Origin of the sequence: Marinovum sp. (genome assembly GCF_048263515.1) — a bacterium.
In the GTDB taxonomy this organism is placed as follows: Bacteria; Pseudomonadota; Alphaproteobacteria; order Rhodobacterales; family Rhodobacteraceae; genus Marinovum.
This window is the reverse complement of sequence record NZ_JBLXEC010000001.1, coordinates 1-17,250: the sequence shown is the minus strand read 5'-3', so window position 1 is coordinate 17,250 and position 17,250 is coordinate 1. Positions and strand designations below refer to the sequence as shown.

Genomic DNA, 17,250 nt, shown 5'->3' with positions numbered 1-17,250 from the left:
ACATGACGAACAAGGTAATCCTGACCTGCGCGGTCACCGGGGCCGGGGCGATCAACAGCCCGCATGTGCCCATCACGCCCGAACAGATCGCCAATTCCGCGATCCGCGCCGCTGAGGCCGGTGCGACGATTGTCCACCTGCATGTGCGCGACCCCGAAACCGGTGCGCCGTCGATGCGGTTCGATCTGTATAAAGAGGTCGTCGAGCGGATCCGGGCCAGCCAGACGGACGTGATCCTCAACCTGACCGGCGGTGCCGGATCGCGTTTCATTCCGGATGCCGCCGATCCGTCACGCGGCGGCGAAGGCACCACGCTTGCCACGCCCGCAGCGCGGATGGATCACATCCTCTGTCTCAAGCCCGAAATTGCGACGATCGATGTGGCGACCATCAACATGGGCGAGAATGCGATCATCAACACGCCCGAGCATCTGCGGCAGATGGCGCGCATGATCCGCGACGCGGGCGCAAAACCCGAGATCGAGGTCTTCGACATCGGCGGCATCCGGCTGGCGGCCAAGATGCTGGCGGATGGCGATTTCGACCAGGTGCCGCTGTTCCAGATCGTCCTTGGCGTGCCCTGGACGGCCGGGGCCACCGCAGAGACCATGCAGTTCCTCGTGCGGCAACTGCCGGATCCCTGCCACTGGGCGGCGTTTGGGATCTCGCGCTTCGAGTTTCCGATGCTGGCGCAGGCGCTGATCCTCGGCGGTCACATTCGCGTCGGAATGGAGGACAATGTCTACCTGTCGCGCGGTGAGCTGGCGACGGAGAACGCGCAACTTGTGGAACGGGCCGTGCAGCTTTCCGAGCTGCTGGGGCACGAAATCGCCACGCCGAGCGAGGCCCGCGAGATCCTCGGGCTTCGGGGCACGCAGTGAGCACGGTTTCCCATAACGAGTCGCGCAGAAAGACGGCCCTTGTGACCGGTGCCTCGGGCGGGCTGGGGGCACATTTTGCGCGCACACTCGCTGCGGACGGACATCACGTGATCCTCGCCGCCCGGCGGTCGGACCCGTTGCAGGCGGGGGTCGAAGCGATCCGCGCGGAGGGTGGCTCGGCCGAGGCGCTGGTGCTCGACGTGGGGGATGCAGAGGCGGTGAGCCGCTGTATCGCCGGTATCGACCGCCCCATCGACATTCTCGTCAACAACGCGGGGGTGAGCGGCGCGGGGCCGTCGATGAAGATTGATCCGGCAGACTTCGACCGGGTCATCGACGTGAACCTCAACGGTTGTTTCCGCGTCGCGCAGGCGGTGGCACTAAAGATGAAGGCGGAAGGGCAGGGCGGCAGCATCGTCAACATCGCCTCCATCCTCGGGCTGCGGGTCGCCAGCACGCTGGCCGCCTATACCGCGTCCAAGGCTGGGCTGATCCAGCTGACAAAGACACTGGCGCTCGAGTGGGCCCGTCATGACATCCGGGTGAACGCGCTTTGCCCGGGCTACATCGAAACGCCGATCAATGCCGAGTTCTTTGCCACCGAGGCCGGCAAGGCGCTGATCAACCGCATTCCGCAACGCCGGCTTGGACGGATGTCCGACCTTGACGCGCCGCTGCGGCTGCTGGTGTCGGACGGCGCGGCATACATCACCGGGGCGACGCTGGCCGTGGACGGCGGGCACCTCGTGAGCGGACTCTAGGAGAAGACACCGATGGATTTCACCATCCCCACCGAGGTCGAGGCCCTGCGCCGGCAGATCGCGGCTTTCGTCGCCGACGAAATCCTGCCGGTCGAGGCGGACCGGGCGAACTATGACGCGCATGGCAATATCGCCGGCCCGGCGCTCGAGACGTTGCGCACCAAGGCCCGCGCGCAGGTACTGTGGTCGCTGCAACTGTCGCCGACGTCGGGCGGGCGCGGGTTGAACAAGATGGGCATGGCGGTCTGCTACGAGGAGATGAACCGCTCGATCTTCGGACCGGTGGTCTTCAACTCCGCCGCCCCGGACGACGGCAACATGATGGTGCTTGACGCCCTGGGCACCGGGGCGCAGCGCGAGAAATGGCTGGCACCGATTGCCCGCGGCGAGGTCCGTTCCTCCTTCATCATGACCGAGCCCCACCCGGGCGGTGGATCGGATCCGGGCATGATGCGGACGCGGGCGGTCAAGGACGGGTCGGACTGGGTGATCTCGGGGCACAAGTGGTTCATCACCGGCGCCGAGGGCGCGGCCCATTTCATGCTGATCGCCCGCACCTCGGACGATCCACGCACGGGCCTGACCGCCTTTCTCTTTCACAAGGACGCGCCGGGATGGGAGATCACCCGCCGCATCGGGATCATGGGGCCGGAGGAACACGGCGGCCATTGCGAGCTGACTTTCGATGGGTTGCGCATCCCTGAAAGCGATATCCTCGGCGGGCTGGGACGCGGGCTCAAGGTGACCCAGACACGGCTGGGGCCGGCGCGGCTGACCCATTGCATGCGCTGGTTGGGCCTGTCGAAGCGCTGTGTCGAGATCGCGAAGGACTATGCCGAGCGGCGCGAAGGTTTCGGGGTGCGCCTGTCCGACAGGGAAAGCGTGCAGCTCATGCTCGGCGGTCTCGCCATGGATATCGAGATCGGCCGGATGCTGGTGATGAAGGCCGCCTGGGAGATCGACCAGGGCCGCTATGCCCAGAAAGAGGTGTCGATGGCCAAGATCCACGTCGCCAACCTGCTTCACCGGGCGGCGGACACGGCGATCCAGATAAATGGCGCGCGGGGATATTCCACCGACACCGTGCTGGAATGGATCTATCGCTATGCGCGTCAGGCCCGTCTGGTCGACGGGGCCGACGAGGTCCACAAGATGGTGCTGAACCGTCACCTCGGCCAGCTGGGCCGCGACTTCTGGTCCTGGGACCCGGCGACGGGAGGGCAAGATGAAGACTGAAGGCTTTCTCGCACCGGGGCCGGCCAACCATGTGCCGCTGACGCCTGTCGATTTCCTGACCCGCACCCTGGCGGTCCGGCCCGGCGACTCCGCCGTTGTCTGGCGCGACCGGTCCTGGAGTTGGGCAGAATTTGCGGGCGTCGTCCGCGAGATGGCGGATTGGCTGCGCGGGCAGGGGATCGGTGCGGGCGACGTGGTGTCGGTGATCTGTACCAACCGTCCGGAAATGCTGGCCGCACATTACGCTGTGCCGCTGCTGGGCGGGGTTCTGAACTCGGTCAACACGCGGCTTGATGCAGAGGTCATCGCCTATATCCTCGACCACTCGGAAAGCAGGTTGCTGCTGGCCGACCCCTCTTGCTCCGAGGCCGCGTCGGATGGCGCGGGTAGGGCCGGCGTGCCACTCTTTCTGCTGGCAGAGGACGGGCAACCGGGAGGCGCGGACCTCGGCTTTCTGGCCGCACCGGCCGCAACTTCCATCGAGCCTTCGGCTGTCAGCGACGAATGGATGCCGATTGCGCTGAATTACACTTCGGGGACCACCGGGAACCCCAAGGGGGTCGTGCTCACCCATCGGGGCGCCTATTTGAATGCCCTGGGCAATGTCATGGCGCTGGGCTTCACGCGGCGGACGGTCAACCTCTGGACCCTGCCGATGTTTCATTGCAACGGCTGGTGCCACACCTGGGCAGTGACGGCGGCGGGCGGGGTGCATGTCTGCCTCGACAAGGTCGACCCCGAGGTGATCTTCGACCTGATCGAGACCCGCGGTGTGACCCATATGTCCTGCGCGCCGGTGGTGCTCTACATGCTGCTGAACTCCGCAGCAGGGGCCAATCGCACGCCGGCCGCGCGGGTCACCGTGGCCAGCGGCGGGGCGGCCCCCACCAGCGCGCTGATCTCGCAACTGGATGCCCTGGGCTTCGAATTCACCCACCTTTACGGCCTGACCGAAAGCTACGGGCCCGCGACCCTGCGGGCGTTGAGCGAGGACGAGACCGGCCTAGACGGTGCGGCGCGCGCGGCCCTGCTGTCGCGTCAAGGGCTGGAACATGTCACCGCCAGCCAGGCCGAGGTGCTCGACGAAAACGGGCAGCCGGTGGCCTGGGATGGCGAGACCCTCGGCGAAATAGCCCTGCGCGGCAACACGGTCATGGCAGGCTATCTCAATGACGCCGAGGCCACGGAGCGCGCCTTTCGCAGCGGGTGGCTGCACACCGGTGACCTGGCCGTGCGCCATGCCGACGGACAGATCGAAATCCGCGACCGCGCCAAGGACATCATCATCTCCGGCGGCGAGAACATCTCGAGCCTCGAGATCGAAAACGTCCTGCACCAGCATCCGGCGGTGCTTTTGGCCTCGGTCGTGGCGCAACCCGACGACAAGTGGGGCGAGATCCCCTGCGCCTTTGTCGAACTGCGCGACAATGCCTCGGTCGATGCAGAGGAACTGCGCGGCTTCTGCCGGGCGCGGCTGGCGCATTTCAAGGTGCCGCGCCGGTTCGAGTTCACCGAAATCCCCAAGACCGCGACGGGCAAGGTGCAGAAATACCTGCTCCGCGCGCGGGTCAGCAACAGCGCAGGAGCAGCCTGATGCAAACGAGTATTCACGCCAAGGGCGATCTGGATTTCGACCCCTCCGCGCTCCACGGCTTCCTGTCGCAGACCTTCGGCTCGGGCGAGGCGGACATGGAGATCGAGCGCATCAGCGGTGGTCAGTCCAATCCGACCTATTTCGTGACCCACGGGCCGCGCCGGATGGTATTGCGCAAGCAGCCGAACGGTCCGCTTCTCAAGGGCGCACATGCGATCGACCGCGAGTATCGCGTACTGCGCGCCCTGAAAGGCACTGATGTGCCGGTCCCTGAGGTGTTGCTCTATCACGCCGACCCAGGCCTGGTCGGCACGCCGTTCTACCTGATGGAGCGGGTGGAGGGCCGGATCTTTACCGACTGCGCCCTGCCAGAGCTGGCGGTGGAGGAGCGGCGCGAGATTTACATGGGGCTGGCGGATGCCATGGCGCGCATGCACTCGGTGCGGCCCGAGGACATCGGGCTTGCAGACTATGGCCGCCCCGGCAACTACTTTGCCCGGCAGCTGGCCCGCTGGTCGAAGCAATGGCAGGCGGCCGAGAGCGCGCCGATCCCGGAGCTGGACAAGCTGGGTGCCTGGCTGGCGGAGAACCTGCCAGAGGACGGGCCGGCCACCATCGCGCATGGCGATTTCCGGCTCGGCAACATGATCTATCACCCGGAAAAGCCCGAGGTCGTGGCCATCCTCGACTGGGAGCTCTCGACCCTTGGCGACCCGCTGGCCGATCTCGGCTTCTGCGTCATGCCGTGGAACACCGCGCCCGAGGAATACGGCGGCACCTTGGGCAAGGACCTGGCCGCGCTGGGCCTGCCGGACGAGGAAGATTTCGTCGCCCGCTACATGGCGGGGCGGGCGGGCTCCGCGCCGCTGGCGCCGTTCCACAAGGCCTTCGCCCTCTATCGCTTCGCGGTGATCTTTGTCGGCATCGCCGAGCGTGTGCGCACCGGCAACGCGGCGGGCACCAATGCCTCTGACCTTGCGCCGCTGGCGCGGAGCTTCGCGGTGCGCGGCTGGAACATCGCCCGCACAGGACACCCCACAGGAGACCTCACATGAGCAAGCACACCTATATCGCCTCCGGCGTCCGCACCGCCATTGGCCGCTTTGGCGGGTCCCTCGCCGGTCTGTCGCCCTGTGATCTGGCGGCCTCGGTGGCTGCCGAGGCGATGACCCGCGCCGGGATCGCACCGTCGGAGGTGCAGCAGGTGGTCTTTGGCAACGTCATCCATACCGCCCCCGAGGACATGTACCTGAGCCGCGTCGCCGCGATCCGGGCGGGTGTGCCGGCCGAGGCCCCGGCGTTGACGTTGAACCGGCTCTGTGGCTCCGGGCTTCAGGCGGTGGTCAGCGGGCACGAACAGATCCAGCTGGGCAACGCCGCCTGCGCGCTCGTCGGCGGGGCCGAGAACATGAGCCGCGCCGGGCACCTGCTTCAGAGCGCGCGGTTCGGCGCCAAGATGGGGGATGTAACCGGCGTGGATATGATGACTGGCGCGCTCACCGATCCCTTCGGCAACGGGCACATGGGTGTCACCGCTGAGAACGTTGCCGACAAGGCCGGGATCGACCGAGAGACGCAGGACGCCTTTGCGGTCGAGAGCCACAGGCGCGCCGCCGCCGCCATCGACGCCGGACATTTCCGCGAGCAAATCCTGCCGCTGACCGTCAGGGCGGGCCGCAAGGAGGTCAGCTTCGACACCGATGAGCATGTGCGGCGCGACGTCACGCTTGAGGACATGCAAAAGTTGCGTCCGGCTTTCCGCAAGGACGGAAGCGTGACCGCGGGCAACGCCAGCGGGATCAACGACGGCGCCGCGGCGCTGGTGTTGATGGACGAAGACACGATGCAGCGGTCCGGGGCGACACCGCTGGGACGGATCGTGGCCTATGGTCTTGGTGGGGTGGAGCCTGCGGTGATGGGCCTCGGGCCGGTTCCGGCCAGCCGTCAGGCGCTGGAACGTGCCGGGCTGAAACCCGCCGATCTCGACGTGATCGAGTCGAACGAAGCCTTCGCGGCGCAGGCCTGTGCCGTGACCGCCGAACTGGGCCTCGACCCGGCGAAAGTGAACCCCAATGGCGGCGCGGTGGCACTTGGCCACCCGATCGGGGCCTCGGGGGCGATCATCCTGGTCAAGCTCCTGCATGAGCTGAAGCGGACCGGCGGACGCTATGGTCTGGCAACCATGTGCATCGGCGGCGGTCAGGGCATCGCGGTCATCGTCGAGGCGGTGCAATGACCTTTCTGACGCCCGATCCGTGGCGACTGGAGACCTGTCTCGACACGGAGCCCCCGGACACCCAGGCTGCATCGCCGCCATTTAACCTTCGCTGCCAGCCCGCCACCCAGTGAGCCAGGGCGAGAGCCAACGCTGAACAAGGAGACGACCCATGGACAAAACGACTGAACAGACCCAGATCGACGCGCGGGCGTTCCGCAAATGCCTCGGCCAATTCGCGACTGGCGTCACCGTCATCACCACCGAGGTGGACGGCAAACGCTACGGTGTCACCGCCAATTCCTTTGCCTCGGTGTCGATCGATCCGCCGCTGATCCTGTGGTCCATCGGGCGGAACTCGCGCAGTTTCGACGCCTTCACCAAGACCGACAATTTCGCCATCCACATCCTGGCCTCCGACCAGATCGACATCTCGCAACGTTTCAGCAGCTCTGTCGCCGACAAGTTCGAAGGCCTCGATGCGCCGGGCGGCGTGGCAGGGTCGCCGATCCTGAACGGCGCGCTGGGGGTTCTGCAATGTGTCGTGCATGAGCTGATCGACGCCGGCGATCACGTCATCCTCGTCGGCCGGGTTCAGCAACTGGAACAGGCAGAGGGCGAGCCGCTTGTCTTTGCGCAGGGCCGCTACGGGCTGGCGGTCGACCATCCGGAGCTCAAGGCTTCGGCCGCTGCGGCCTCTACCGAGGCCGAGCCGCCGGCGGAACCGCCGTTCTTCCGGCTGTTGTTCAACGCCTTCCACGCCATGTCGGACATGTTTGATGACTACCGGCGGGCCGAAGGCATCTCGACAGTGGAGTTGCGGGTTCTCGTCGGTATCACCGACCACCCCGGCCTGACAAAGGACCAGTTGATCGCGCAGATGCACCTGACGCCGCGCGAGACCCGGGATGCGATTGCCGAGCTGACCGAGAAGGGGCAGATAAGCTGTGATCCGGACGGAACGCTCTGGTCCACGGCAGACGGACAGCAGAAACGCAAGACCATGCAGGAGCATGTCGCGAGGTTCGAGAAAGACCTGCTTGGAGGCGTTCCTGACGGCGAGATCGAAGCAACCCGGCATGTGCTGGCACATGTCGCGCAGGAGCAGACGGTGCGACGCGGCTGAAGCCGGGCCGGGAGGGACGGGCGCATCACAGGATACATTGCTGCACGCGACTCTGAAAGGGCGCGGCAGGTTGGGAGGAATAGATGAACAGCAGAACTCAGGAAATCGCCACGGGCGCGGGAATAGCGGCTTTTGGCGCTGCCACCATTGTGTTGTCGGTCTCGGACCTGTCGATCGGGACATTGCGCTCGCCGGGGCCGGGGCTTTTCCCCGTGAGCATGGGGGTGGTGCTGGTCTTTCTCGGGCTGGTGGTCGCGGGCCTCGCCCTGCTGCAACAGGTGGGCGAACGCGTCTACCTGAGGCAACCGGACTGGAGGTCGCTGGGCATGGTGTCGCTGTCCATCGTGGCCTTCATCTTCGGCTTCAAGTTCCTCGGGCTGTTGCCGGCGATCTTTCTCTCGACCCTGGTGTCAAGTTTCGCCGATCCTAAGCTGACATTGCGTAAGGCGGCCATTCTCGGGGTCGGACTGGCGCTGCTGGCCGGGCTCATATTCCGCGTGGCGCTCGGCATGCACATGCCGTTGCTGCTCAATCCCTTCGGAGGATAGACCATGTCCGTAACCCAGCAGATGCTTGACGGGCTGTTCATCGCCGTCTCTCCCGAAAACCTGATGTACTGCGCGCTCGGCGTCAGCCTCGGCACGATTGTCGGGGTGATCCCCGGGATCGGGTCGCTTGCCACGATTTCCCTGCTGCTGCCGATCACCTTCTACCTCGATCCGACGACCGCGCTGATCATGATGGCAGGGATCTTCTACGGCGCGAACTATGGCGGATCGACCACCTCGATCCTGCTCAACCTTCCTGGCACGCCGACCAATGCGGTGACCTGTCTCGATGGCTATCCGATGAGCCGCCAGGGCCGGGCCGGGGTGGCGCTGTTGATGACGACGGTGGCCTCGTTCCTGGGCGGATCCTTCGGCATCCTGATGCTGATGCTGTTCTCGCCTGCGATCGTGAAGGTCGCCATTGCCTTCGGCCCGGCGGAATATTTCTCGTTGATGATCCTCGGTCTGATCGCCGCCTCGGTCATCGCCAGGGGATCGCCTGTCAAGGGCATCGCCGCGGTGGCCATCGGCATCGTGCTGGGGCTGGTGGGGCAGGACGTCGGAACGGGCCTGTTGCGCTTTACCTTCGGCTTCATCGACCTTTCCGACGGATTGAGCATCGTCGCCCTCGCCATGGGGCTGTTCGGCATGTGCGAGATCGTCGACAGCATCAAGACGGCCGGCAATCACGGGGCGGTGCCCAAGGTCTCGTTGCGCGCGATCTGGCCGACACGGTCCGACTGGCGGCGCTCCTGGAGCCCGATCTTCCGGGGCTTCGGCTATGGTTCGTTCTTCGGCACGCTGCCCGGCACCGGCGGGATGATCGCGGCCTTCATGTCCTATGCGACCGAAAAGAAATTGTCGAAACACCCGGAAGAGTTCGGCCAAGGCGCGATCGAGGGCATCGCCGGACCGGAATCGGCCAACAGCGCGGGCGATTTGACGGCCTTTATCCCGACGCTGACACTGGGTATTCCGGGAAACGTGACCATGGCGCTGATGCTGAGCGTGCTGTTCATGAACGGCATCAACCCCGGCCCGACGCTGATCACCTCGAGCCCCGACATCTTCTGGGGCGTGGTCATGAGCTTCTGGATCGGCAACCTGATGCTGCTGTTGCTGAACATTCCGATGATCGGTCTCTGGGTGCGTCTGCTGACGATCCCTTATCAATACCTTTATCCGGCAGTGATCATGTTCCTCTGCATCGGGGTCTATGCGGTCAGCAACAGTTTCTTTGACCTCTGGCTTCTGATTCTGTGCGGTGTCGCGGGTTACATCATGCGGATCACAGACATCCCGGCCGGACCGCTGCTGCTGGGCTTCGTGCTCGGCCCGATGTTGGAAGAGAACTTCCGCCGGGCGATGCAGTTCTCGCGCGGCAGCCTGGGGATCTTCGTCGAGAGCGGTATCAGCATCGCCTGCCTGCTGATCGCAGCGATCCTGATCTGCCTCGGGCTGTTCTCGGCACTTCGGGATGCGCGCCACGAGCGCAGGGAACGAAGGGCTGCCTGATCGCAGGAGCAATTGTGCCCAACACCGGCGGCTTCGGTCGCCGGTGTCGTCATGTCCGGGGGGGGGGGCGAAAGGGCTGTTTGACTGAGGCGTATCAGCCGACACGAAACACCTGTCGCAATATACAGATATAACTTGACGCAGTGTGTATATGTCTGGTTAACATTGAGTATGAAAACGTAAGGGAGGACGACGATGTTCACTTTTTCAAAGCGTCTCGCGGGGGCTGTTGCGCTTGCCGCCGGGATGCTCGCAGGCGGTCTCGCCGCGGCCGACGAATGGCCCAGCAAGCCGATCACGCTGATCTATCCGTTCGGTCCGGGAGAGACCGACATCCTGGCGCGGGCGATCGCGGAATCGATCGAGACCGCCGTCGGACAGCCGGTGACGGTCGAGCACAAGCCGGGCGCTGGCGGGGTAGTCGGCGGCACCGCAGCGGCCAAGGCTGCGCCAGACGGCTACACGGTGTTCTACGGCACCTCCAGCAACCTCTCCGCGGTGACAGAGCTTTACAATTCGCCTCCCTACCAGCCGCTCGAGGATTTCGAACCGGTGACCTATGTCGGTGACTTTCCGCTCTGGCTGTTCATCCGTGACGATCTGCCGATCCAGTCGATCGAGGAATTGGTGGCCTACGCCAAGGAGAACCCGAACGAGCTGAACATGGGCGTTCAGCACACGACCGGCAAGATCCTCGCGGCACTGTTCGAGAAAGAGACCGGTGCCGAGTTCCAGATGATCAACTATGCCACCGACCCGGATGTCGTTCCCGATGTTCTGGCCGGACGGATCGACCTGGTCTGGGGCACCGGCCAATGGGTGCAGCACCACAAGGACGGCACTGTGCGCGCGCTGGTTTCGACCACGTCCAAGCGCTCTGACGAGCTGCCCGATGTGCCGACGCTGGAAGAGGCGGGCCTGTCGCCGCTGCCGATCAAGATCTATGTCGGCACCGCGGTTCCGACCGGCACCCCGCCCGAGATCATCGCCAAGCTGAACGATGCCATCAACGACGGCATGAAAAACAACGAGATGTTCCAGAAGGCCTACAAATTCCTGCGCGTCGTCCCGGCCGATCCGAACGAGCCTGACGAGTTTGCTGCCATCATGCGCGACACCAAGGATGGCTATCAGGTCGCGGTTCCCATCGCCGGGATCGCCAAGCAGTAGCAGGCTATATCAAGCAACCAAGAAGGGCGGCACCTGAACAAGGTGCCGCCCTTCTCGTTTGGCCTGAGGGTGTGAGCGGGATGGATGGATGGTCCGACCCGCAAAACCTTATATCATTGGCTTTGTGTGCGGGTCGGGGTGGGCGCTGTCTGGTCCCGTCAGGCCAGGATCTCTTCGCTTGCAACCTCGATTCCGAAGCCGCGCATGCCCACGTAATTGCGAGCGTGCGAGGCGATCAGGTGGATCGAGCGCACCTCGAGATCGCGGAGGATCTGCGCGCCCAGCCCGATATTGTGCCAGCTTTGCACCCGCTTCTCGTCTGTCGTGGCAGGTTCGGCGAAGGCAAGCTCGGGCGTGCCGGCAGCTTCGTCGCGGAGGTAGATCAGCACGCCGGACCCCGCCTCTGAAATGCGCTGCAACGTCTCGCCGATATCCGCCGCGCCGCCGATCACATCCTTCACGATGTCCGATCGGTGCAGGCGGACCGGGGTCGGGCCTTGATCGTCCGGCGTCCCGTAGACAAAGGCGAAATGGGTCACGTCGTCAAAGGGCGTGCGATAGCCGATCATGTCCATCTCGCCGATCGGCGAGGAAACCCGGCGGTGGCCGGTTCTCTGGACAAGGTTCTCCTGGGCCTGCCGATAGGCGATCAGATCGGCTACAGACAGCTTGACCAAGCTGTGTTGCGCTGCAAACGCGTCAATCTGGCCGCCTTTCATGACGGTGCCATCGTCATTGGCAAGTTCGCAAATCACGCCGACCTCCGGCAGCTCCGCCATGCGGCACAGATCGGTGGCTGCCTCGGTATGGCCGCTGCGCATCAGCACGCCGCCGGGACGTGCGATCAGCGGAAAGACGTGCCCGGGTCGGACGAAGTCGGAGCGTCCCATGTTGGCATTTGCCAGGGCCCGCACCGTGTTGCAGCGCTGTTCCGCAGAGATGCCGGTGGTGAGCCCGTGCTTCACGTCGACCGTCACGGTAAAGGCGGTGCCCAGCGGGGCGTCGTTGTCCGTTACCATCGGCCGCAGGTCAAGTGCTTCGGCGCGCTCCGTGGTCACCGGGGCGCAGACGATCCCGCAGGTGTGCCTGACGATAAAGGCCATCTTTTCTGGCGTGCAAAGCGCGGCGGCGCAGATCAGATCGCCCTCGTTTTCGCGATCGTCGTCATCGGTGACAATCACCATCTCGCCGGCGGCAAAACGCGCAATGGCATCCTCCACGCGTTGCTTGATCTCGGAATGCATGACGTTCCCTCCCTGGGTCTCGTGTCTCCGCAATCTCGCGCAAATATGACAACTGTGTCAATATATATATTGAACTGAACGTCATGTTCAGATTTCTTGAACAAATTCTGTCGGGCAGGTAAATATAGGTGTTACAAGATATTAGATGTGCAGAGCAGCCAGGATAGCGCGAGTGAAGAGCAAGAAGACATCAGAAAAACCGACTGACTCCGCCGGGCCTGCTGGGGGCGCCGGGCCGCTTCGGTTCGGGGTTTACGCACCGCTCAAGAACGCCAGCGACTTCTTCCACCGGGCGAAGCGCAACGTGCTCGACGGTGCGCCGCCGGTGTCGGATGCGCAATGCGTTCAGGACCTGTTGCGTGTCGGCATGGCGGCGGATCAGCACGGCTTCGATGCGCTCTGGCTCCCCGAGCGTCACGGCGATGCGGCGGCCATGGGGGCCGCGCCGCTGCAGCTGCTCCTGCATCTCGCCACGCTCACCAAGTCGATCGAGCTTGGCGCTCTGCTCGGGGCGTCGCTCATGGAGGCGCCGCTGCGGGTGGCTGAAGCGATTGCCATGGCTGACATCCTTCTGCAGGGCCGACGCCTGTGCCTGGGGGCCTTGACCGATGTCCCCTATCACGAGGTCTCCGGCACCCCAGAGCCCGAGACACTTGACGCGCGGCTCGCCGAGGCGCTGGAGCTTCTGGAGGTCTTGCTGACGCAGGAATGGGCGAGTTTCGACGGCACTCACTATTCGATTTCCGAAGCCTCGGTGCGGCCGATGCCCCGCAACCGGTTCGAGCCGGGCGCTGCAAGGCTCTGGGGTGCGGGTGTGCCAGACAGCGAGCGCTTTCGGGTCTCCACCGGGTTGGCCCGTGACAAAGAGGCGGTGGCGCGGCCCGGCGACGCCATCTTCGTTCCGATCTTCTGCAACGACGACCCGGAGATCTGCGAGCGCGCCAAGGGCTGGTGGATCCAGGAATTCGACTCCGAGGTCTGGCACAGCGGCATCTTTTCGCACCCCGCCACGCGTCACATTTCCAGAACGGCCAGCCCGCGAGAAGTGTCTCAGCTGGTCAGCGACACCTTTTCCGACGCCGAAGGCATGCTGATTTCCGGGTCGCCTGACGCCTGCCGGGCGCGGATCTCGGAGCTGACCGACAAGGCCTGTTGCCAGGAGGTCATCTTTCAGGTGCATTTCGGATTGATGCCGATCGAACTGGCCGAGGCCAGCCTCGCGCTTCTCGCCGAGAGCCTCGACCGCGCAACCCCGCAACCCGCAGACGGAGGACGCTGACCATGGACAACGCCAACAAACCACGTCAGCGCCCAACAAGCCGGGGGCGGGCCACGCGTGACAAGCTGATCGCCACCGCCCGCGCGATTTTCGAGCGTGACGGTTTTTTCGACGCGCGTATCGAGGACATCGTGAGCGAAAGCGGCGTGTCGCGCGGCACCTTTTACACCTATTTCGACACCAAGCTGGCGGTTCTGAACGAGATCGTCGATTCGATCACGCTGAAATATTCTGACGGCAGCCGTTTGCCGCTCGATATTCTGCTGTCCGATCCCAACCGCTGCATCATGCAGTTCATCTCTCGATACTTCGAGGTTTACGAAGAAAACGCCCGGATGCAGGAGATCATCACCCAGGTGGGCACCGTCGATGTTCAGGTGAGGGAGCGACGCCTGGCCGACCGGCGCAAGCATGTCGACAACATCGCCTTTGCCATCCAGCTGTGGCAGGAAAACGGGCTGGCGGATGAGACCATCGACCCGAAACTGACGGCGGCGGCGCTGGCCTCCATGCTGACGAACTTTGCCTTCTGGTGGATGATCGGTGGTGATTTCCAGGACCGGCAGAGCGTCTATGATAACCTCGCGCAGATCTGGTCGCGCGCGATCGGTCTGTCGTTCGACAAGGCGTCTGCCTCGGACGGGGAGGGGGCCGCCGCGGCCTACGACGGGCCTCTCGTCGGCATTACCGACAAGCCCTCCGATCTCGACGCGGTGCCGATTTCCCGTCGCGGGTATTGGAGGTAAGCGGGTCGGAGCCGACCGGCAGTCGATCTCTTCTGCTCATTCGACAATCCGGCGCTGCGCGGGCGCCGTCGTGTTGTGCGTAAACCAAGGCGATCACAGTCCCCGCCCAACCGGATGTTCGATAATTTCTGAAGTGTCACCGGGCATCGAAACTTGCTCACAAAGTCATTTTAAATTTGACGTTAGTGTCAGCTATTGAGATAACCCTCCGTAGGCCTTCGCGTTTAGGGCAAGAGCCGTTTCGCGACGGAACGAGGGGGACTTGGCATGACACTCACCGAATTTCAGGGCAAGACCGCTTTGGTCACCGGGGCCTCTGCAGGCATCGGACGCGCTGCGGCCCTGGCCTTTGCCCGAGGCGGTGCAGCGGTCGGACTGGTGGACTTCGATGCCGAAAACGGCGCCGCTGTTGCTCGCGAGATCACATCGCTCGGGGGCAAGGCCATCTTTGCGCCCTGTGACGTGACGGACGAAGCTCAGGTCGCCTCAGCCGTGGCGCAGGTCGTCGACCGCTTCGGGGGGCTCGACTACGCCGTCAACAACGCAGGCTTCGAAGGCACGCCCGGACACAAGCTGGTCGAGATCAAAACGAGGGCCTGGCTTCATACCATCAACGTCAATCTGACCGGTGTGTTCTACTGCATGCGGGCCGAGATTGCAGCGATGCAGAAAACCGGTCGCGGCGGTGCCATCGTCAACATGAGCTCGACGGCGGGGGTGGCCTCTGGCGTCAACGCAGGCGCAGCCTATGCGGCCAGCAAACACGGCGTCGTCGGCCTGACGAAAACCGCCGCGAAGGAATATGCCCCCGACATCCGGATCAACGCGGTCTGTCCCGGCGGTGTCGCGACAGAGATGTTGAAACGCACGATCGGCGCAGACGCCTACGACGCGGCCATCAAGGACGGTCGCCTCGCCTTGCCGGAAGAAGTAGCCAAATCCATCCTCTGGCTCTGCTCGAAGGACTCTCGCCCAGTGCGGGGGTCCGCGCTTCTTTTGGACAATGGGCGGCTGGCGTGACGGAAGGACAAGGTCCATGCAGGCAGTAAAGCGATACACGTCCGAGACCGAGGCAGACGACTACGTGGTCGACCCCGACGTCCCCATCACCGATCCGCACCATCATATCTGGCAGGACGACGGGCTCATTCCCTATTCGGTTGACGATTTCCTGGCGGATGGAACCTCCGGCCACCGCGTCGAACGATCGGTCTTCGTGGAGTGTGACCAAGGGTACCGCACCGATGGCCCCGAAGACCTGCGCCCGGTCGGAGAGACGGAACTCGCCCGCGGCTATGCGCGCGACAGCCGGGTCGGGCCCGGCCCCGACATCGTCGGCATCCTTCCGGTTCTGAACGCCCGGCTCGAGACCGACCACTTGCGGGTGATCGAGGCGCATGAGCAGGCAGGCGCGGGGCTGGTGCGCGGGTTTCGCGCGCGGGTTGGATACGATCCGGCACGGCAGTATGTGCCCAAGGGTCACGAGCAATGGCCAGGTCAGCTGCAGATCCCGAACTTTTTGGAAGCCGTACGGATACTGGGCCGCAGGAACCTCGCTCTCGACCTGATCTTTTATCACCCGCAACTGCCCGAGGTTGCGGAATTCGCCAGACAGGTTCCCGACACCACCATCGTGCTGAACCATCTCGCCTTTCCTATCGGCATCGGCGGATACGCCGGCCGCGAGGCTGAGGTGGAAGCCGACCTGCGCCGCGGCATAGACCTCTGCGCGGCGCTTCCCAACGTGCGGATGAAACTCGGCGGCTTCGGCATGGCGCTGTTCGGTTATCCCTGGCCCGACAATGGCCGCCCGGCCAATTCCGACGAGATCGTCGACCTCGTAGGTAGTCGTGTGGCCTTCATGATCGATGCCTTCGGCCCGGATCGCTGCATGTTCGAGTCTAACTTTCCCGTAGACGCACTGAGCTTCGGGTATCGCACCTTCTGGAATGCCGCCAAGAAGATGGTCGCTCCCTATTCCGCAGAGGAGCGTGACCTGATGCTGCGCCTGACCGCCGAGCGGACCTATGGGCTTGGCCTGGACGATGATCCGAGGCCGATCCCCCCTTCAAGAGATGGAAGGACGCCAACCCCATGAACGACTATCAGGCCGTGATGAACCTGATCGGCAGCTACGGGCAGACGGTCGACGAATGGCCCAGGCAGCCGGAGCGCTATGCGGATCACTTCACCGAAGACGGAAGCTTTTCGGACAACGGAGTCGAGGTCGGCCCCAGATCGAAGATTCTGGCTCTGATGAAATCTGCAGCTGGCAGGACCGAGACACAGCCCCTGCTGGCCGGCACGCGGCACTACCAATTGAACCCGATCATCCATCTGGAGGGCGACAGGGGGCACGGCTCGGTGGACCTGATGGTGGTCGAGCTTTCGCCCGAGGCTGGCTGGCGAATCCGCGGCTGCGGTCGATACAAGGATGAATACGCCAAGGATCCCGACGGTGCCTGGCGCTTTCGGTCCCGGATTCTGACCTGGTTCAAGGATGCCGGACCGGACCCGCGCAACCCGGCGCTGGCCGAGGCGTACAGGGACAGGTTCCTTGCCTTCATGACCGGGTGACGCGCCTCTGCTGGGTCGACTTCCGGCAAGGGGCAGGGGCGCCAATCTGCAAGACTCGCCAGGCGTCTTCAGGCGAGCTGCCAACCGATCGAGAAAGGCGACTGTGATGACACTGGAAGAGAAGATCGAGAAGCTCGAAGCGCGTATCCAGGCTTTGGAGGACCGGCAAGCGCTGACGCAGATCCTGAGCAGCTATGGTCCGGCGGTCGACAGCCTGCGCCACGAGGATGGGGTAGTGCCCCGAGAGGTGGTGTAAGAGCGCCGACCCTCGGAGAGGTCCAAGGCTGATCAGGTCGCCACGGCGGACAACCTGACGGTGGTAGTGTCGGTGACACGCGCGAGGCTTTCAAGAGACATA

At 64.3% G+C, this 17,250-nt stretch carries 17 protein-coding genes; 16 read left to right on the top strand and 1 reads right to left on the bottom strand.

Annotated elements, in window-relative coordinates:
• The first annotated feature begins 2 nt into the window (after positions 1 to 2).
• The 10 genes from ACN0SE_RS00085 (at position 3) to ACN0SE_RS00040 (ending at position 11,046) form a co-directional block, all read left to right on the top strand.
• Positions 3 to 881, top strand: a complete 879-nt coding sequence (locus tag ACN0SE_RS00085) for a 3-keto-5-aminohexanoate cleavage protein (protein ID WP_417522423.1) — start codon at positions 3 to 5, stop codon at positions 879 to 881.
• Positions 878 to 1,642, top strand: a complete 765-nt coding sequence (locus ACN0SE_RS00080) for an SDR family NAD(P)-dependent oxidoreductase (protein ID WP_417522422.1) — start codon at positions 878 to 880, stop codon at positions 1,640 to 1,642. The genes ACN0SE_RS00085 and ACN0SE_RS00080 overlap by 4 nt, the downstream gene beginning before the upstream one ends.
• A 12-nt stretch (positions 1,643 to 1,654) precedes the next feature.
• On the top strand, positions 1,655 to 2,878 hold the full coding sequence (locus ACN0SE_RS00075) for an acyl-CoA dehydrogenase family protein (protein ID WP_417522421.1): 1,224 nt from the start codon (positions 1,655 to 1,657) through the stop codon (positions 2,876 to 2,878).
• Entirely contained in the window at positions 2,868 to 4,472 is a 1,605-nt protein-coding gene (locus ACN0SE_RS00070; RefSeq protein ID WP_417522420.1) for an AMP-binding protein, read from the top strand. Before ACN0SE_RS00075 ends, ACN0SE_RS00070 begins: the two co-directional genes overlap by 11 nt.
• Positions 4,472 to 5,527, top strand: a complete 1,056-nt coding sequence (locus tag ACN0SE_RS00065) for a phosphotransferase family protein (protein WP_417522419.1) — start codon at positions 4,472 to 4,474, stop codon at positions 5,525 to 5,527. Before ACN0SE_RS00070 ends, ACN0SE_RS00065 begins: the two co-directional genes overlap by 1 nt.
• Positions 5,524 to 6,708: a beta-ketothiolase BktB gene (bktB, locus tag ACN0SE_RS00060; protein ID WP_417522418.1), complete on the top strand. Its 1,185-nt coding sequence runs from the start codon at positions 5,524 to 5,526 to the stop codon at positions 6,706 to 6,708. Before ACN0SE_RS00065 ends, bktB begins: the two co-directional genes overlap by 4 nt.
• 151 nt (positions 6,709 to 6,859) lie before the next feature.
• Positions 6,860 to 7,813 carry a flavin reductase gene (locus ACN0SE_RS00055; RefSeq protein ID WP_417522417.1) on the top strand — a complete coding sequence of 318 codons (954 nt, stop codon included), beginning with the start codon at positions 6,860 to 6,862 and terminating at the stop codon, positions 7,811 to 7,813.
• Positions 7,814 to 7,896: 83 nt separating this feature from the next.
• Positions 7,897 to 8,361 carry a tripartite tricarboxylate transporter TctB family protein gene (locus ACN0SE_RS00050; RefSeq protein WP_417522416.1) on the top strand — a complete coding sequence of 155 codons (465 nt, stop codon included), beginning with the start codon at positions 7,897 to 7,899 and terminating at the stop codon, positions 8,359 to 8,361.
• A 3-nt stretch (positions 8,362 to 8,364) separates the two neighbouring features.
• Positions 8,365 to 9,876: a tripartite tricarboxylate transporter permease gene (locus ACN0SE_RS00045; protein ID WP_417522415.1), complete on the top strand. Its 1,512-nt coding sequence runs from the start codon at positions 8,365 to 8,367 to the stop codon at positions 9,874 to 9,876.
• A 195-nt stretch (positions 9,877 to 10,071) separates the two neighbouring features.
• Positions 10,072 to 11,046, top strand: a complete 975-nt coding sequence (locus ACN0SE_RS00040) for a Bug family tripartite tricarboxylate transporter substrate binding protein (protein ID WP_417522414.1) — start codon at positions 10,072 to 10,074, stop codon at positions 11,044 to 11,046.
• Between the two features lie 158 nt (positions 11,047 to 11,204).
• Here the strand turns inward: ACN0SE_RS00040 and ribB are convergent, their stop codons facing one another.
• Positions 11,205 to 12,290 carry a 3,4-dihydroxy-2-butanone-4-phosphate synthase gene (gene ribB / locus ACN0SE_RS00035; RefSeq protein ID WP_417522413.1) on the bottom strand — a complete coding sequence of 362 codons (1,086 nt, stop codon included), beginning with the start codon at positions 12,288 to 12,290 and terminating at the stop codon, positions 11,205 to 11,207.
• Between the two features lie 172 nt (positions 12,291 to 12,462).
• On the opposite strand from ribB, the gene ACN0SE_RS00030 reads away from it, so the two are divergent.
• The 6 genes from ACN0SE_RS00030 to ACN0SE_RS00005 all read left to right on the top strand — a co-directional run bounded on the left by ACN0SE_RS00030 (position 12,463) and on the right by ACN0SE_RS00005 (position 17,148).
• Positions 12,463 to 13,569, top strand: a complete 1,107-nt coding sequence (locus ACN0SE_RS00030) for an LLM class flavin-dependent oxidoreductase (protein WP_417522412.1) — start codon at positions 12,463 to 12,465, stop codon at positions 13,567 to 13,569.
• Positions 13,570 to 13,571: 2 nt separating this feature from the next.
• The gene (locus tag ACN0SE_RS00025) at positions 13,572 to 14,315 is read left to right on the top strand and encodes a TetR/AcrR family transcriptional regulator (RefSeq protein WP_417522411.1); all 744 of its coding nucleotides are present in this window, start codon (positions 13,572 to 13,574) and stop codon (positions 14,313 to 14,315) included.
• A gap of 267 nt (positions 14,316 to 14,582) precedes the next feature.
• The gene (locus ACN0SE_RS00020; RefSeq protein ID WP_417522410.1) at positions 14,583 to 15,335 is read left to right on the top strand and encodes an SDR family NAD(P)-dependent oxidoreductase; all 753 of its coding nucleotides are present in this window, start codon (positions 14,583 to 14,585) and stop codon (positions 15,333 to 15,335) included.
• A gap of 16 nt (positions 15,336 to 15,351) precedes the next feature.
• Positions 15,352 to 16,413 (top strand): amidohydrolase family protein, encoded by a 1,062-nt coding sequence (locus ACN0SE_RS00015; protein ID WP_417522409.1) that lies wholly within the window; start codon positions 15,352 to 15,354, stop codon positions 16,411 to 16,413.
• Positions 16,410 to 16,892: a nuclear transport factor 2 family protein gene (locus tag ACN0SE_RS00010; protein WP_417522408.1), complete on the top strand. Its 483-nt coding sequence runs from the start codon at positions 16,410 to 16,412 to the stop codon at positions 16,890 to 16,892. Before ACN0SE_RS00015 ends, ACN0SE_RS00010 begins: the two co-directional genes overlap by 4 nt.
• Before the next feature lie 106 nt (positions 16,893 to 16,998).
• Complete coding sequence (locus tag ACN0SE_RS00005; protein WP_417522407.1) at positions 16,999 to 17,148, top strand: hypothetical protein; 150 nt, start codon at positions 16,999 to 17,001, stop codon at positions 17,146 to 17,148.
• The last annotated feature ends 102 nt before the right edge of the window (positions 17,149 to 17,250 follow it).

Excerpts from the sequence above, each read along its gene's own strand:
- ACN0SE_RS00045 (WP_417522415.1), top strand. The coding sequence starts at position 8,365 with ATGTCCGTAACCCAGCAGATGCTTGACGGGCTGTTCATCGCCGTCTCT.
- bktB (WP_417522418.1), top strand. The coding sequence starts at position 5,524 with ATGAGCAAGCACACCTATATCGCCTCCGGCGTCCGCACCGCCATTGGC.
- ACN0SE_RS00020 (WP_417522410.1), top strand. The coding sequence starts at position 14,583 with ATGACACTCACCGAATTTCAGGGCAAGACCGCTTTGGTCACCGGGGCC.
- ACN0SE_RS00055 (WP_417522417.1), top strand. The coding sequence starts at position 6,860 with ATGGACAAAACGACTGAACAGACCCAGATCGACGCGCGGGCGTTCCGC.
- ACN0SE_RS00085 (WP_417522423.1), top strand. The coding sequence starts at position 3 with ATGACGAACAAGGTAATCCTGACCTGCGCGGTCACCGGGGCCGGGGCG.
- ACN0SE_RS00015 (WP_417522409.1), top strand. The coding sequence starts at position 15,352 with ATGCAGGCAGTAAAGCGATACACGTCCGAGACCGAGGCAGACGACTAC.
- ACN0SE_RS00040 (WP_417522414.1), top strand. The coding sequence starts at position 10,072 with ATGTTCACTTTTTCAAAGCGTCTCGCGGGGGCTGTTGCGCTTGCCGCC.
- ribB (WP_417522413.1), bottom strand. The coding sequence starts at position 12,290 with ATGCATTCCGAGATCAAGCAACGCGTGGAGGATGCCATTGCGCGTTTT.
- ACN0SE_RS00010 (WP_417522408.1), top strand. The coding sequence starts at position 16,410 with ATGAACGACTATCAGGCCGTGATGAACCTGATCGGCAGCTACGGGCAG.
- ACN0SE_RS00025 (WP_417522411.1), top strand. The coding sequence starts at position 13,572 with ATGGACAACGCCAACAAACCACGTCAGCGCCCAACAAGCCGGGGGCGG.
- ACN0SE_RS00050 (WP_417522416.1), top strand. The coding sequence starts at position 7,897 with ATGAACAGCAGAACTCAGGAAATCGCCACGGGCGCGGGAATAGCGGCT.
- ACN0SE_RS00065 (WP_417522419.1), top strand. The coding sequence starts at position 4,472 with ATGCAAACGAGTATTCACGCCAAGGGCGATCTGGATTTCGACCCCTCC.
- ACN0SE_RS00075 (WP_417522421.1), top strand. The coding sequence starts at position 1,655 with ATGGATTTCACCATCCCCACCGAGGTCGAGGCCCTGCGCCGGCAGATC.
- ACN0SE_RS00005 (WP_417522407.1), top strand. The coding sequence starts at position 16,999 with ATGACACTGGAAGAGAAGATCGAGAAGCTCGAAGCGCGTATCCAGGCT.
- ACN0SE_RS00070 (WP_417522420.1), top strand. The coding sequence starts at position 2,868 with ATGAAGACTGAAGGCTTTCTCGCACCGGGGCCGGCCAACCATGTGCCG.